At 43.7% G+C, this 12985-nt stretch carries 11 protein-coding genes and 1 pseudogene; 5 read left to right on the top strand and 7 right to left on the bottom strand.

Going from position 1 to position 12985, the window contains the following annotated elements; translation table 11 throughout:
• Window positions 1–156: 156 nt before the first annotated feature.
• Window positions 157–1323, top strand: a complete 1167-nt coding sequence (locus CWO27_RS13605) for a DUF3541 domain-containing protein (protein ID WP_102479374.1) — start codon at window positions 157–159, stop codon at window positions 1321–1323.
• Between the two features lie 114 nt (window positions 1324–1437).
• On the opposite strand, the gene CWO27_RS13600 is transcribed toward CWO27_RS13605, so the two are convergent.
• The 4 genes from CWO27_RS13600 to CWO27_RS13585 all read right to left on the bottom strand — a co-directional run bounded on the left by CWO27_RS13600 (window position 1438) and on the right by CWO27_RS13585 (window position 4935).
• The gene (locus tag CWO27_RS13600; RefSeq protein WP_102479375.1) at window positions 1438–2049 is read right to left on the bottom strand and encodes a class I SAM-dependent methyltransferase; all 612 of its coding nucleotides are present in this window, start codon (window positions 2047–2049) and stop codon (window positions 1438–1440) included.
• Window positions 2050–2094: 45 nt separating this feature from the next.
• Entirely contained in the window at window positions 2095–2364 is a 270-nt protein-coding gene (locus tag CWO27_RS13595) for a hypothetical protein (protein ID WP_102432667.1), read from the bottom strand.
• A gap of 296 nt (window positions 2365–2660) precedes the next feature.
• Window positions 2661–3869: a NupC/NupG family nucleoside CNT transporter gene (locus CWO27_RS13590; RefSeq protein WP_102432666.1), complete on the bottom strand. Its 1209-nt coding sequence runs from the start codon at window positions 3867–3869 to the stop codon at window positions 2661–2663.
• 445 nt (window positions 3870–4314) lie between these two features.
• A complete protein-coding gene (locus CWO27_RS13585) occupies window positions 4315–4935 on the bottom strand; it encodes a hypothetical protein (RefSeq protein WP_017060596.1) in 621 nt (206 codons plus the stop codon).
• A 187-nt stretch (window positions 4936–5122) separates the two neighbouring features.
• Between CWO27_RS13585 and CWO27_RS13580 the strand changes: the two are divergent.
• Window positions 5123–5446, top strand: a pseudogene (locus tag CWO27_RS13580) (PTS sugar transporter subunit IIA); the annotation flags it as partial.
• Window positions 5447–5592: 146 nt separating this feature from the next.
• On the opposite strand, the gene CWO27_RS13575 reads toward CWO27_RS13580, so the two are convergent.
• Complete coding sequence (locus tag CWO27_RS13575) at window positions 5593–6858, bottom strand: HD-GYP domain-containing protein (RefSeq protein ID WP_102432664.1); 1266 nt, start codon at window positions 6856–6858, stop codon at window positions 5593–5595.
• Window positions 6859–7083: 225 nt separating this feature from the next.
• On the opposite strand from CWO27_RS13575, the gene CWO27_RS13570 reads away from it, so the two are divergent.
• Window positions 7084–7614 carry a GNAT family N-acetyltransferase gene (locus CWO27_RS13570; protein WP_102432663.1) on the top strand — a complete coding sequence of 177 codons (531 nt, stop codon included), beginning with the start codon at window positions 7084–7086 and terminating at the stop codon, window positions 7612–7614.
• A gap of 108 nt (window positions 7615–7722) precedes the next feature.
• Here the strand turns inward: CWO27_RS13570 and CWO27_RS13565 are convergent, their stop codons facing one another.
• Window positions 7723–9072, bottom strand: a complete 1350-nt coding sequence (locus CWO27_RS13565; protein WP_102432662.1) for a sensor histidine kinase — start codon at window positions 9070–9072, stop codon at window positions 7723–7725.
• Window positions 9065–9754: a response regulator transcription factor gene (locus CWO27_RS13560; protein WP_102432661.1), complete on the bottom strand. Its 690-nt coding sequence runs from the start codon at window positions 9752–9754 to the stop codon at window positions 9065–9067. The genes CWO27_RS13565 and CWO27_RS13560 overlap by 8 nt, the downstream gene beginning before the upstream one ends.
• Window positions 9755–10301: 547 nt before the next feature.
• On the opposite strand from CWO27_RS13560, the gene CWO27_RS13555 reads away from it, so the two are divergent.
• Window positions 10302–10859, top strand: coding sequence for a hypothetical protein (locus CWO27_RS13555; RefSeq protein ID WP_102432660.1), 558 nt, complete (start codon window positions 10302–10304; stop codon window positions 10857–10859).
• A 41-nt stretch (window positions 10860–10900) separates the two neighbouring features.
• Entirely contained in the window at window positions 10901–12895 is a 1995-nt protein-coding gene (locus CWO27_RS13550; RefSeq protein ID WP_102432659.1) for a putative bifunctional diguanylate cyclase/phosphodiesterase, read from the top strand.
• Window positions 12896–12985: the final 90 nt, after the last annotated feature.

Raw genomic sequence — 12985 nt, 5'->3', positions numbered from 1 at the left:
CATTCATCACTTCAGGCTTGTGAGCTAAACTCATTGTTTAATCAAAAAGGGTTAGTGAACCTTATAAAGCTTACATTGTATTGACTCAAGGCTTACATTAAAGGATTCATCAATGTTATTTTACATAGACTAACAATCAGCTTGGTACCTCACAACATGAAGCTAAAAACTCTCACACTGTGCACATTGCTATCTGCCTCAGTTGCGGTTGCCGTTCACGCACAAGATACGCTCAACATACAAGAGAATAAGCAAGCAACAAGCGTACCGAATGGTCAATCCCAAGCCGATTCGCTCAATTCTCAAGAACAATCTTTCAAGCAATCTGCTGACCTCATTCGCACCACCTACGAAAACCAGCTTTACACTCTGCCAGCATTCAAAGAAGGCCACTACGGGCTGCGCATGTATCGCCAGACATTAGATGATAAGTATTCGGCTGCAGTGTGGAGTGACATGGCGCGAGTGGCAAGCAAGCTCAGCACCCTGTCGAATGACGTTCAAACCATGGAACAAATCGTACTCTACTCAGAAAAGCGCGTTGCATCTTATGTTGGCGATAACGATGAGCGCAGTGTTCGACGCTACAACATCACCAAGCACATGCCTGAATACCTGTACCTTGGCGTTGACCTTCTTGGCTCTATGGCGCGCGCCAATGAGTACGGTTTAGAGCACAAAAACGATGCCAAGCTGCGTGAAATCATTCGTCGCTATGACTTCTCACGATACGTGACCAATCAAGACATGGTGAAAGCATGGGCGGCTCAATTAGCGAATCAGGTTTACTGGCTGCGCCAGCTGGGTGAACAGGATGTCGTTGATGAGTTCGTCGCTACCTTCAAGAAAGCATATCCAGACGACAAAGACAAAAAGCTTTCGAGCCAGCAATTTGGCAACAAGATCTATGGTATGACACACGTGATCTTTGGCGATTCCGAATACTATCAGCATCAAGTAAGCGAACAAGATCATCAATGGATCTACGATTACTTCAGAGAAAATATCGATACGATTCTGCTTCGAGCGAAAGAGGATGTGATTGCCGAGGTTGGATTAACCTTCTTATTGGCAGGTTTAGAAGATGATCCAGTAGTAGAGAAAACTCGACTCGCGATTCAAGCTTCAATCGATGAGAAACAGGGCATGATCCCTTCAATTACTGGCGATTTTGACCTGGAGTATGGTGAGCACCGCAACGTGTTAGCCATCATGCTACTCGATTGGCAGCAAGTAAATGAAGCGCCGACTTATGAAGGCAACCCTAAGGTGTTTACTAATGTCCCTTACGGACTCATTAAAAACCAACCGAAGAAGAACTAGCAGCGATACCTAGCCGAGGTTGGTCTTAGAACCCAAAAAGCCGCATACCTTTCGAGGCCTGCGGCTTTTTTAATTCTTACCATACCATCATTTCGCTCTGGCTTAAGTTTGAGTTCAGAGGCAGACTTTGTTCATCACTATAGTAAAATCCCCTTCTGCGTAGCCTTCTACTAAAGAGACATCCTCACAAAGTGATTTACAGAAGCGATATACGCCCTGAGGGTGATAACTCATCAAGGTATTACGTGAAGGATATTGGCTTGAGTTGAGAAGATTAAAAATCACCGTCTGATTCGCCAATTCATACATGCGAGTAATCATGTTTGTCAGGTAGTCGGAATCACGAGAGGTATAATTCAGTGAACCACTAGCGATAACAATATCGTGGGCCTCAAGGTTCATTTTGCTCATATCACCAGACAAAAACCGACAACGATCTTCTGTGTAGTTTTGCTTCGCCTTCTTTAGAAAGCCTGCGTGTTGGTCAACACCGGTGTAAGATTGAATGCGGTAGATGCAGTCGAGCAATTCAAACAACTCGCCATAACCACAGCCCAAATCTAAAACGCTCTTCTTATTAAAGTCAGCCGCACGAGCGATCACTTCAAAGCGACACAATTGGCTCTCTTCGCTAGTCCAACCTAAAGCTTTAGCCTTGTCGCCATTCGAGCGGTTAGTCTGTTTCCGATGATAGCGATACACCTTCCAACGATCGAGCCAGTGCATTCAAATCTGCCCCACTTCAATGAACATCAGCACACCTTAATGAGATTAAGCTTTAGAACTTGAAGAAAAGAGTCCACCGATTTTATAACCAATCGCATAACAAACCACGGCAATAGTCACAAACACCAATGCTGAGAAGAAGTATGCCACCGATGCCGCTACGCCTGTGCCCCACACGACGCTGAACACCAAACCGAGATAAGCCTCTTGCGGCCACTGAGAAATAGGAAACTGAGTACCACCAGCAATAAGATAAACCATCGCAAACAAGCCGATAAAGGCGGTGATAAGACCAATGAGAACGCGCATGTTCATGGGAAGACCTTTGAATAATTGGACTTGGTTGCTTTTGTTCTGGTCAAAACCGAATGTTCTCAGCTGAAACCGAACGTTATTAATCGCAACCTAATGATATTCAAGTATATCGGATAAAACAGGCTTGCTCTATTACTCTTCCGAGTGAGCGTAAAACGATATAGAAGTAATAAGATAAGTCGTTAAGTCCGAATGAACTTAACGAGCAGGCATAAAAAACGGACACCCTTCTTACATAAACTTCGTAAGTAAGGTGCCCGCTTTTAGTGAATCTAGCTGTTTTTGCTAAACCTAGCTTAAAGAAGGATGAAGATACCCGCTAAACATGCACTCATTAGGTTTGCTAGCGTACCAGCAGCTACAGCTTTCAAACCTAGGTTAGCAACTTCAGCGCGACGCTCTGGCGCCATGACACCGATTGAACCTAACTGAATCGCGATAGAACCAATGTTAGCAAAGCCACACAGAGCAAAAGTCACGATTACTTGGCTGTGTTCAGATAGCAGAGCTTTGTTCTCAACGAAGTCAATGAAAGCAACAAATTCGTTCATAACGATCTTCTGACCGATGTAAGAACCCGCCATCAACACTTCATCACTTGGGATACCGATTAGCCATGCAAGAGGCGAGAACAGGTAACCGAAGATAGCTTGCAGTGTAATACCCGCAAAACCGAACGTTTCACCTAGGCTTTCTAGGCCAGTGTTGACCATCGCAATCACACTCACGAAGGCAATCAACATAGTACCAACCGCTACCGCAACCTTCATACCGTTCATCGCGCCACTTGCCAATGCATCAATCACGTTGCTTTGGTCAGCTTTATCGAGCTCGATGTGGTCGTAGTCACTCGGTGTGCTGCGCTCAGGAACAATGATCTTCGCCATTAACAGGCTACCCGGAGCCGCCATAAAGCTTGCTGCGATAAGGTATTTAAGCTCAACGCCAAGGCCCGCATAACCACCAAGTACACTACCCGCTACCGACGCCATACCGCCTGCCATTACAGCAAACAGTTCCGAACGAGTCATAGACTTTAAAAAAGGACGAATAAGAAGAGGAGACTCACCCTGAGAAAGGAAGATATTACCTGTAGCAACTAGAGATTCAGCTTTACTTGTACCCAACAGTTTTTGCACCGCTCCGCCCAAGATTTGAATCACTTTTTGCATGACGCCTAAGTAATAAAGCGCAGAAATCAAAGCACTGAAGAAGATAATGATTGGAAGTACGCGAACCGCGAAAATGAAGCCTTCAGTAGCAAGGTCACCGAAAAGGAAGGCAATACCAGCGTCTGCGAAACCAAGCAGGCTAGAAACACCATTACTTAGGCTTGTTAGCGCCAATTGTCCCCATGGGAAATACAAAACCAAGGCCGCAAAGCCGATTTGAAGTAATAGAGCACGAGAGACCGTTTTCCAGTTAATCGAAGAACGACTTTCAGATAGCAGGTACGCGCAAGCAATCAGTGCAAGAACACCGACAAAACCAAATAGAATATTCATAATGTGTCCTAGTAATCCTTAAAGAGTGAACATGAGCCAAGCAAATGACATCAAAGGAACAGGACAAAGAACCGCAAGCAAAACGCTACGCGATGAAGGAGCTAACAGGGTTAGCGAATGTAACAACGAGTTGTTCATGTAAAAAATCACCTTATACAAGCAGTGGAACGTAGCTGGTCCGGTCCGTGGGGTCATTCACATATCCATGTGACGGCTTGTATTGGCTAAGCACCGGCTTAAAACCGGAAAAGAAGTATAAACAGTTAAGTGAGACTTTCATCACATTTTTTGACGCAAACGATCGCGCGGTCATAAAGCGTACAAATCGAACTACTTCTCGCAATAATTAATTTTTTCAGCAAGAAATAATGCAAAAAAAACCATCATTAAAACAAAAAGCCACAGAGTGTGGCTTTTTCAAAATATGAGATCAAAGTGGGAATAACTAGTTTAGCAGGGCACTTTTCACTTCAGCATCTCGGAATATCTCTTCAAAACGCTGTTTGTAGATCAGTTGCATCTCATTGATGATTGCACCACCATCAGGTACATCATTCTCGCCTTGGAAATTTTTGCTGAGTAGCTTATTACCAGCTTCATCATAGATAATCACATTAACGTTGTACCAAGAGTTATCCGTAAATGCGTGGAAGTCATACTTCCACTCATTCAAGACAAACATCATCGATTTGTTGTCGAATGCTTTCATCTGCTCAGCAACCTTGGTGATATCCTCTTCAGGCGTCGTCTCAACCGACTCAACAGCTACTTGCTGTTTTTTCAAGCCTGCGACCAATCTGTCAGTCAAAAATTGAGACATTGGCTGCTGTGTCGCCGTGTTGTAGGTATAAGGAATACCTAACGAACTGCGAATAATTCCCTCAAATTTTGGCTCTTTATCATGATCGAGAACGTATGGTCTCTTATCGATTACAGCGACGGTCAACGCTTTTTCCTGTGGAACTTCATTGAGTTGAGGCGCACTTTGTTCTGCTGTTAATACCGTTGCACAACCAGAAAGCCCTAACGATACTGCAGCGAGCAGTAAACTGACGAGTTTTTTCATAGATTTACCTATCTTATTGTTTTGAATAGGCTGTTCTAACAAAAATCGACTTAATGAGTAAACATTCATCAAATCAATATTTTACATAATTGTTATTTATATAAATTCGCTCACACATCGGGTTAAATTTATTGAGTCATCAGCCAATAACAGGGGCTTGTAACGGAACGTTATGAAATGAACAGATTATGTTCAAGCTATCAAGCAAAAGCACAAGGACATCGGCGCGTACTATGTTCTAGCACCAAAAATTGCGATGCCTCATGCTCGTCCTGAAGATGGTGTGAACGAAGCATCACTGCAAGTGACAGTATTCAAGAAGGGTGTTGATTTAGAGTCGGAAGACAACGGTGACGTTTATCTTTCAATTACTCTGGCGGCAATGGACTCAGACAGCCACATCCACACGATTATGGCGCTATCAGAGTTGTTCCAAAATGATGATGACATTGATGCCATTATCGCAGCGGAAACTGAGCAAGCGATCATCGAGATCTTAAAGCGCTACTAATCTCGCTCTAACGATCCTGATATTGATCTGATAAGCCCCCCATTAAAAAAGCGATAGCCTCGGCTATCGCTTTTCTGTTTTTGGTATTAAGTCATTTTTCATCGAGCGTGATTTAGGAAGTCACGCATCTAAAAGACTCACTGGCGCTAAAACGCGTACATTCTTTTATCTGTCGATAATTCAAAACAGTATTGCGCATGTTTTTTAAGACACTCAAACACTTCTCTATCCAGCTTAAAGTTATCAACGTGGTCCGTCAAAATAGCCATCGTCTGTTCTAGCGTCATGCCTGCGCGATAAGGGCGAGATTGAGTTAATGCCTGGAACACATCCACCACAGCAACAATTCTACTCGGTTGATCCAACTCTTCAGCCGTTTTGCCCATAGGGTAGCCCGAACCATCTAACCTTTCATGGTGATTAGATGCCCACTGACAAACCTGAGGTGAACTGAACAACTCCTGCAATGCAAATCGAGTATCCGTAGCATGGCGCTTAATACAGCAATACTCTTCTTCAGTAAGTAAATCCGGCTTATGCAGAATATCGTTAGGGGTTTGCAGTTTACCGATATCATGAACCAAACCTGCTAAATAGAGTTTGCGCTGAGTGGTGTAGGAATAACCCAGTTGTTTGGCGAGGTATTCTGAAAGCTGCCCAACTTTCAAAGAGTGCTTAAAGGTAAACGAGCTCTTGGTATCCACAACATTGGCAATAAATTCGGCAAAGGCCACCGTCTCGTCCAGCGACATTTGTTGAGAGAAGAATGGCACAGGTTCAAAGTTATCCCTCATGTTTTCAATGTAAGGGATCTCCATCGAGAACCAAAAATCATCCAAATCAACCAACTCACACATGTGTTGCACAAGGTTGGTTTCGAACATCTCATCCGCTTGTTCTGTTAAACATTCAATGATGCTCGCTTTGCCATCGGGTGTGAGATTTCCATAACGATCTGAAGAGGTAATGCCATACAAGTAGTCAACCCTATCGGCAAGCATCACGATAGCAGCTAGCTCTTTTTCTAACTCACTGATATGAATAGTCTTTAAGTCAGTCCAAGGGGTATGATGATAAAGCACCGGCTTAGCGAATATAGAAAGAACCGGGCACTCTTTTAGAATTTGGTACCCCTTTTGACAATGGTGGTAACTCGAGTCAGGAATGAACCCTGAAACCAAACTACGCTGCTCGTCAATTTGCGATACTCCGCAGTCGTGAATTAACCCCAATGAGAACGCAAGTTGTGCTTGCTCTTCTTCCCACCCCACACTCAGAGCACACCGATACGCGATGTAACCCACCCTCTGTCCATGATTTTTGCTTTCGAAACCGACGTTATCAAGCGCCTTAGCAATACCGAATAGAGCCTTCCTTAGGTCTACGGTCACGTCCTGGCAATGTTGATTCATTATTTAAGCCTAGCATTTTTATAGTTTTTATATATTTAGGCCGCCAATACTAATGCATAGCTAATGATTATATACACAACTATTGTAAGGTTTAATGAGTTTCGTGATAGATCTAACGTATCACGAAAACTCCGTGCTACAAGTGGTTGCATATTAAAAATCATGCGACATTATATCCTGCCGACTAAGATCCAGTAAATCAGCAGCCCTAAGAAAAGGAAAGACATGTTTAAAACAGTTATTGATGACGAACTATCCATCGCATTGGTTGAAGAGAGCTTCGCTTCTCACTACGCGGAAATCTCACAAAGCCAGAATGAGTACCTGAGCCAATGGCTCGTGTGGCCGCCACATTGTAAAACCGAGCAAGACTTTAGGATCTTCATCCAACGCTCGCTGCACGATTATGCAGAGGGCCAAAGCATGACCTGTGCGATTGTATATAAAGATAATATCGTCGGTAACTGTAGCTTCAACACCATTGACCACAATAAGCAGAAAGTCACGATAGGCTATTGGCTGTCTGAAACGTATCAAGGAAAGGGGATTGTTACCCGCGTGGTCGCAAAGCTGATTGATATTGCTTTCAATGAGTTAGATATGGAAAAGGTCGAGATATCAGCCGCAACGGGCAACCAAAGCAGTCGCAAGGTTTGCGAACGCTTACATTTCACCTTAGAAGGCATCATCACGCGCAATGAGAACTTAAATGGTCGCATCGTTGACCATGCTATTTACGGCCTTCACCGTTGTTAGCATTACGTCCCAAGCGCTCACCTCTTGGTAAATGAGCATACTAAAAAGCCACGGTATTCGACCGTGGCTTTGTTATTTTACAAACCTGATAGCTCTTTAAGCCTCTGGTTATAAGGTCTTAGGAATCACAATACTGAACTTTGCTCCACCATGGCTACTGTCATCAATTTTGATGTCCCAAGAGAGCTTTTTAGCGGCGGATAGAGCAATCGCAAGACCCAACCCCAATCCTCCCGTTGCCGATGTTCGACTCGAATCTAAACGAGAAAAAGGAAGAAACACTTCATCGCGTCGCTCTGCTGGGATCCCAGAACCATTATCTTCAATCACCACCAGCCAGTTTTCTGAGTTCTCATCCAGTGTCATCCACACTTTGTCTTGTGTGTAGTTGCCTGCGTTCTTAAGAATGTTATCAAACACCAAGCGCGCCATCGAGCAGTCACATTTTATCGTGCTTTCTTGCTGAACTTTAGAATCGAAGGTCACGTTATCCAACTGAGAATAGCGAATCCTATCTAGACAATACTCAAGCAGGCTAGCTCTCACTTTTACCAGTTCAAAGAAGGAGTTATCCATAACGTTCAGTTTCGACAGCATGATAATTTCGGATGTAAGGTCGTTGATATCCTCAATGTAAGTATCAATGTCATCGAAAAGAACTTGATGATTATCTGGTGCTCCCCTTCTTAGGATATCGGTTGCCAATTGAATACGACTCAACGGCGTACGCACTTCATGTGGGATAGCTTGAGCGAAGATATGACTTTGTTTTACTTTGCTTTCAATCTCTTCAGCCATGAAGTTAAAGCTGCTCGCCAAATCAGACACAGGGTGAATTTCGTCCAATTCAGAGCGAGTACTGAGCTTTCCTTTACCAAACTGTTTCTGCTTCTCGACTAACTGCTCTATTCTTTCTTGAAAACGCCTCACAGGTAAGTAAACACTTGCTCCAATCGCCACAATCACAGCCAGTAACAGCCCTAACAAAAAGTGACGTTCTGAATCCTCATACCATTCAATGTCTGGCGAGAAGAAATCTCCTACCTCACTGAATGCAAAGCTAAATCGAGAATTAGGCAACTGAAAAACGGCTGAATAGAGATTGTTGTCACTCAGATAAATCGGCACGCCATTCAATGTGGTGTATAACTCACATCGTTGGCAAGGCGCTTCGCCCGACCAATTTTCCAACAGGCGTAAATTGAAGATATAAAATTGTTGGTAGCCTATTCTATCGAGTTCTTTATAGAGTGAGTTTTCTTGATTGTGTTGGCGAGTGTACTGCTCAGCAAAGTAGATACCGTCGTTGAGGAAGGTTTCAATCTCGGTTCTTCGCATGTGCCCTTCACCAAGGTTCCAAAACAAAAATATCGTTGCCGACATTCCCGTCACAATCCCAAGGTACAAACGAGCAAACATTGAAACCGAGCGAAGTTTCGCAGTAATGAACTTACGCAACCAGCATGTACCCCTTGTTGCGAACCGTGCGGATCAGCTGTTTGTCTTTCGCATGAATGCGCAGCTTGCGGCGTAAACCAGAAACGCGCATGTCAATCGAACGATCGTTAAACGCGTAATCGATCCCTCGAAATAGCTGACAGCACTGATCTCGCGTCACTACCTGACAGATATTATTCACAAGGAGGTTTAAGATTTCAAACTCAGCAGAGGTAAGCTTGAGGTTTTGTCCATACAAGGTGGCACTTTGAGCCGCACTGTTGATGACAATATCGCACTGCTTCTCAGCCGCAGTTTCTGGCGCTTTTGCAGCAGGCGCAGCTCTACGCAATAACGCTTCAATTCGGGCTAATAAAGCATGGCCACGAATCGGCTTGGCAACATAATCATCCGCACCAAACTTGAATAAGCTGACCTCACTCATTTCATCGGCAGAAGCTGTTAGCACTAAGATCATGCCATTGTAAAACTCACGAGCCTGACGGCAGATCTGTGCGCCGCTCATGCCTGGGAGCATCAAGTCCAACAGCACTAAATCAGGTTCAATACTTCGGATCGCTTCAAGTGCCAAATTCCCTTCATGAACAACGCTAACACTGTAGCCTTCAGCTTCGAGGTAAAGCGTAGTTAAACGAGCAATCTCTTGGTCATCTTCAACAATGAGCACTTTGGTTTTTGACATTCCTATCACCAGTATTTATTAAAAGCGAGGGCAGTATATATACTGGTCATATATCATCAATATTGTTATTAGAGCCTTAACTTTACCGTACGCAAAACATAGTAATCACTTTTGTACATGCACGTTTACAAAATACGGAATTTAGCAACCACTGAGCCTTTCTTTACAAAGGCTGTAGCATAAAGGCTATAGCAGATGAGGGAACAGTTGACGTGTTTTATGCGCTTATCGCTCACTTACATTTGCTTTATTTTCTTACGCGCACTTACATTTAAGGCGTTTACAAATTCCGATCAAATCAACTATCCGCACACTCAGCTCATATCAGTGAATAACACTATAAAATAACAACGAATCAGTCTAATAAACCTATAGCTCGAGTCTTAAATCAAAAGAAATCGATTACTTATTTAATAAGCCAGTGTTTTCCATTATTGAGCACGCGACAGATCCTGTTAATCGATAAGTTCCCAACGTAATATTCACTCAACTAATGAATTAACTCATTATTAGACAATTACCACTTGGACACTGGGCCCTCTTTAAGATGAATAAATCGCTTTCACTGTTACTTACAACCACTGCTTTAGTTTCAACACCGCTTATTGCTGACACCAATAAACATGACACAGTGAACAAGATTCAAGAACAAGTCAGTGCTTGGATAGACATTCAGGTGACACCACAAAACAGCATTATTCAGAAGATGGTTTTTAACTGTGAATTCTACAGCGCAACGCCTTCAATCAAGTCGCCAGAAGGCAACGAGAGCAGCAGTGGTTCATACCTATTTTACTCGCACAACGGTGTATTGGGTACGGTGACAGAACCTTACACAACCCAACCATTGCCAGAGTTAACCATGTGCCTTAAGGAAAACTTCGTGGTCACTAACCAAGATGAAGCTCAGCTGTTGTTCGAAGCCATCGAAACCGTCTATCCAAATTATTCGATATTCGATAAGGACTTCCCTAAAGAGATCACAAAGCAACCAAATGGATGGCAGTTGATTGATGGTGAGATATTTGATGACAAAAAAGGCTATGTCATAGAGACCACGCCGCTAGGTAAAGTGACGAAAATCATCCGCTCACTGAACCTGTAAAAGTTGAAATTAAAAATAAAGACAAACAGCCTACTGACGGCATGAGTTCAGTGGGCTTCGTTCAACCCAAATATCCGTGTGCCGAGTTCAATATGATGACAAGTTATCAGCCTTTCGAGTATCTCCAGTGTCCTATTTGGATATATGACATTGATAATAAGAGAATAACTTGGGCAAACAGCAGTGCCCTACCTCTCTGGGAGTCTGAATCTCTGTTTGAGCTGACGTCACGTGATTTCAGCGTCGAGATGTCTAAGGCAATAGAAGCAACGCTCGAAGAATACCAAAGGCAATTTCTACGCAACGAAAGCATCAAGACATGGTGGAACTTCACTCCCAACTACATTTCGAAGCGTGCATTGTGTCTGTTTTCTGGGATCCCACTACCAGACGGCCGAACCGGCATGTTGGTACAAGTCGTCGCGGAAGAAGGTAGTCTAAAGCACGATCTCGCTTGCTCGGATGGTTCAAACCTCTCTCTTCTATTTGATAGATCGGGAGCGGTAGTGAGTGCTAACTCTGCATTTTCCCAGAACTATGGCATGCCGTTTTCCACCCTCTCCGACTTTGTTTCAAGTGAAGAAATTGCAGCCCACTGGTTGTTCTCGGCACGTAAAGGGCGAGAAATTTTAGAAGAAGTCAGCTGCCATATTGGTGATAAGGCCCACCACTTTGATGTGCAAGGAAAATGGCTATTTGATAAGAGTGAACTGCTGTTAAATCTGACTTGTACCACCAAACAGAAAGAGAAGCTGATCAAGGCCAGATACAATGCAGAGCACGACTGTTTAACCGAACTATACAATCGCCGTGGAATCACTAACCTCTTAGAAACCAGTATTGCCTATCGCTCTCCCTTTGAGCTAATCTTCGTTGATCTTGATGGCTTCAAACTGGTCAATGACACCTACGGACACAGTGTGGGTGACCAACTACTCAAACAAGTAGGTGAACGTCTCAAGCAGCTCGTTGACGAAACCTGCATGATTGGTCGATTCGGTGGTGACGAATTCATAGTGATCGCCCACACCTGCCGAAATCAAAACATCCCGCTGCTTTGCACCCGAATTATTGATGCCTTGAACCGAAGCTTCCACATAACCGGCATTGGCACTCTCTCTATCGGTTGTAGCATTGGTACTGCACATTTCCCTGATAACGCCATGGATCAGGAGTCATTGCTTAAACAAGCGGGGATGGCGATGCACATTGCTAAAGCCAATGGTCGAAACCGATTCCAAACCTTCACTCCAGACTTGGCACAAACGCTTCACCGAAAAGTAGAAATTCGCCATCGATTGACTCAAGCCCTAGAAAACGAAGACCTCAATCTGCATTATCAACCGATCATGAATACCAACAGTAACAAGGTTAAGGGCTTTGAAGCGCTACTTCGATGGTCAGACAAAGAGCTAGGTAACATTGGCCCTGATGAATTCATCACCTTGGCGGAAGATACTGGGCAGATAGTGCCACTCGGAAAGTGGGTTCTCAATTCAGCACTTAAACAGCTATCAATATGGCATCGGGAGTTTGATGGCGAGCTAATGATGAGCATCAACATCTCGAGTATTCAGATGCACGCAACCTTTGCCGAGCAGCTATTAGCAATGCTGAACTTCTACAATATCCAACCTCAAAACATCGCACTTGAGATCACTGAGTCTTCGATGATTTTCAAACACGGTGAAGTAAGACAAGCATTAAGCGACATCTCCAAATTAGGCGTTGAACTCCACCTTGATGATTTTGGCACTGGCTACTCTTCCCTCTCTATGCTGCACGACTTACCGATTAGCACCGTAAAGCTTGATAAAAGCTTTGTTCACGGCTCACACAAAGGAAGCAAAGCGATTGTCCAAGCGACCCACGCAATTTGCGACAAGTTGGGGCTCAAAGTGGTGGCTGAAGGCGTCGAGACCGAAACACAAAAAGACTTTTTAATCGACTGTGGATACCAATACCTTCAAGGGTATTTGTTTAGCAAACCAATCCCGTCAAACGAAGTCGAAAGCCAATTTTTATTCGTTCGATAAGTCGGTTAATAAAGTTAACTTTATCAACAAGTTAGAACTTTGAATGATTAATAAACAAGGTAACAGCACCAATGTGAACGCTTACGTATG

Source organism: Vibrio sp. 10N.286.51.C3, from assembly GCF_003050065.1.
GTDB lineage: Bacteria > Pseudomonadota > Gammaproteobacteria > Enterobacterales > Vibrionaceae > Vibrio > Vibrio crassostreae.
Note: the sequence above shows the minus strand (reverse complement) of the source record. Positions and strands in the feature narration are given on the sequence as shown.

Bases quoted from the DNA above. Each gene is read 5' to 3' on its own strand.
- CWO27_RS13605 (WP_102479374.1), top strand. From the start codon at position 157: ATGAAGCTAAAAACTCTCACACTGTGCACATTGCTATCTGCCTCAGTT.
- CWO27_RS13600 (WP_102479375.1), bottom strand. From the start codon at position 2,049: ATGCACTGGCTCGATCGTTGGAAGGTGTATCGCTATCATCGGAAACAG.
- CWO27_RS13595 (WP_102432667.1), bottom strand. From the start codon at position 2,364: ATGAACATGCGCGTTCTCATTGGTCTTATCACCGCCTTTATCGGCTTG.
- CWO27_RS13590 (WP_102432666.1), bottom strand. From the start codon at position 3,869: ATGAATATTCTATTTGGTTTTGTCGGTGTTCTTGCACTGATTGCTTGC.
- CWO27_RS13585 (WP_017060596.1), bottom strand. From the start codon at position 4,935: ATGAAAAAACTCGTCAGTTTACTGCTCGCTGCAGTATCGTTAGGGCTT.
- CWO27_RS13575 (WP_102432664.1), bottom strand. From the start codon at position 6,858: ATGAATCAACATTGCCAGGACGTGACCGTAGACCTAAGGAAGGCTCTA.
- CWO27_RS13570 (WP_102432663.1), top strand. From the start codon at position 7,084: ATGTTTAAAACAGTTATTGATGACGAACTATCCATCGCATTGGTTGAA.
- CWO27_RS13560 (WP_102432661.1), bottom strand. From the start codon at position 9,754: ATGTCAAAAACCAAAGTGCTCATTGTTGAAGATGACCAAGAGATTGCT.
- CWO27_RS13555 (WP_102432660.1), top strand. From the start codon at position 10,302: ATGAATAAATCGCTTTCACTGTTACTTACAACCACTGCTTTAGTTTCA.
- CWO27_RS13550 (WP_102432659.1), top strand. From the start codon at position 10,901: ATGAGTTCAGTGGGCTTCGTTCAACCCAAATATCCGTGTGCCGAGTTC.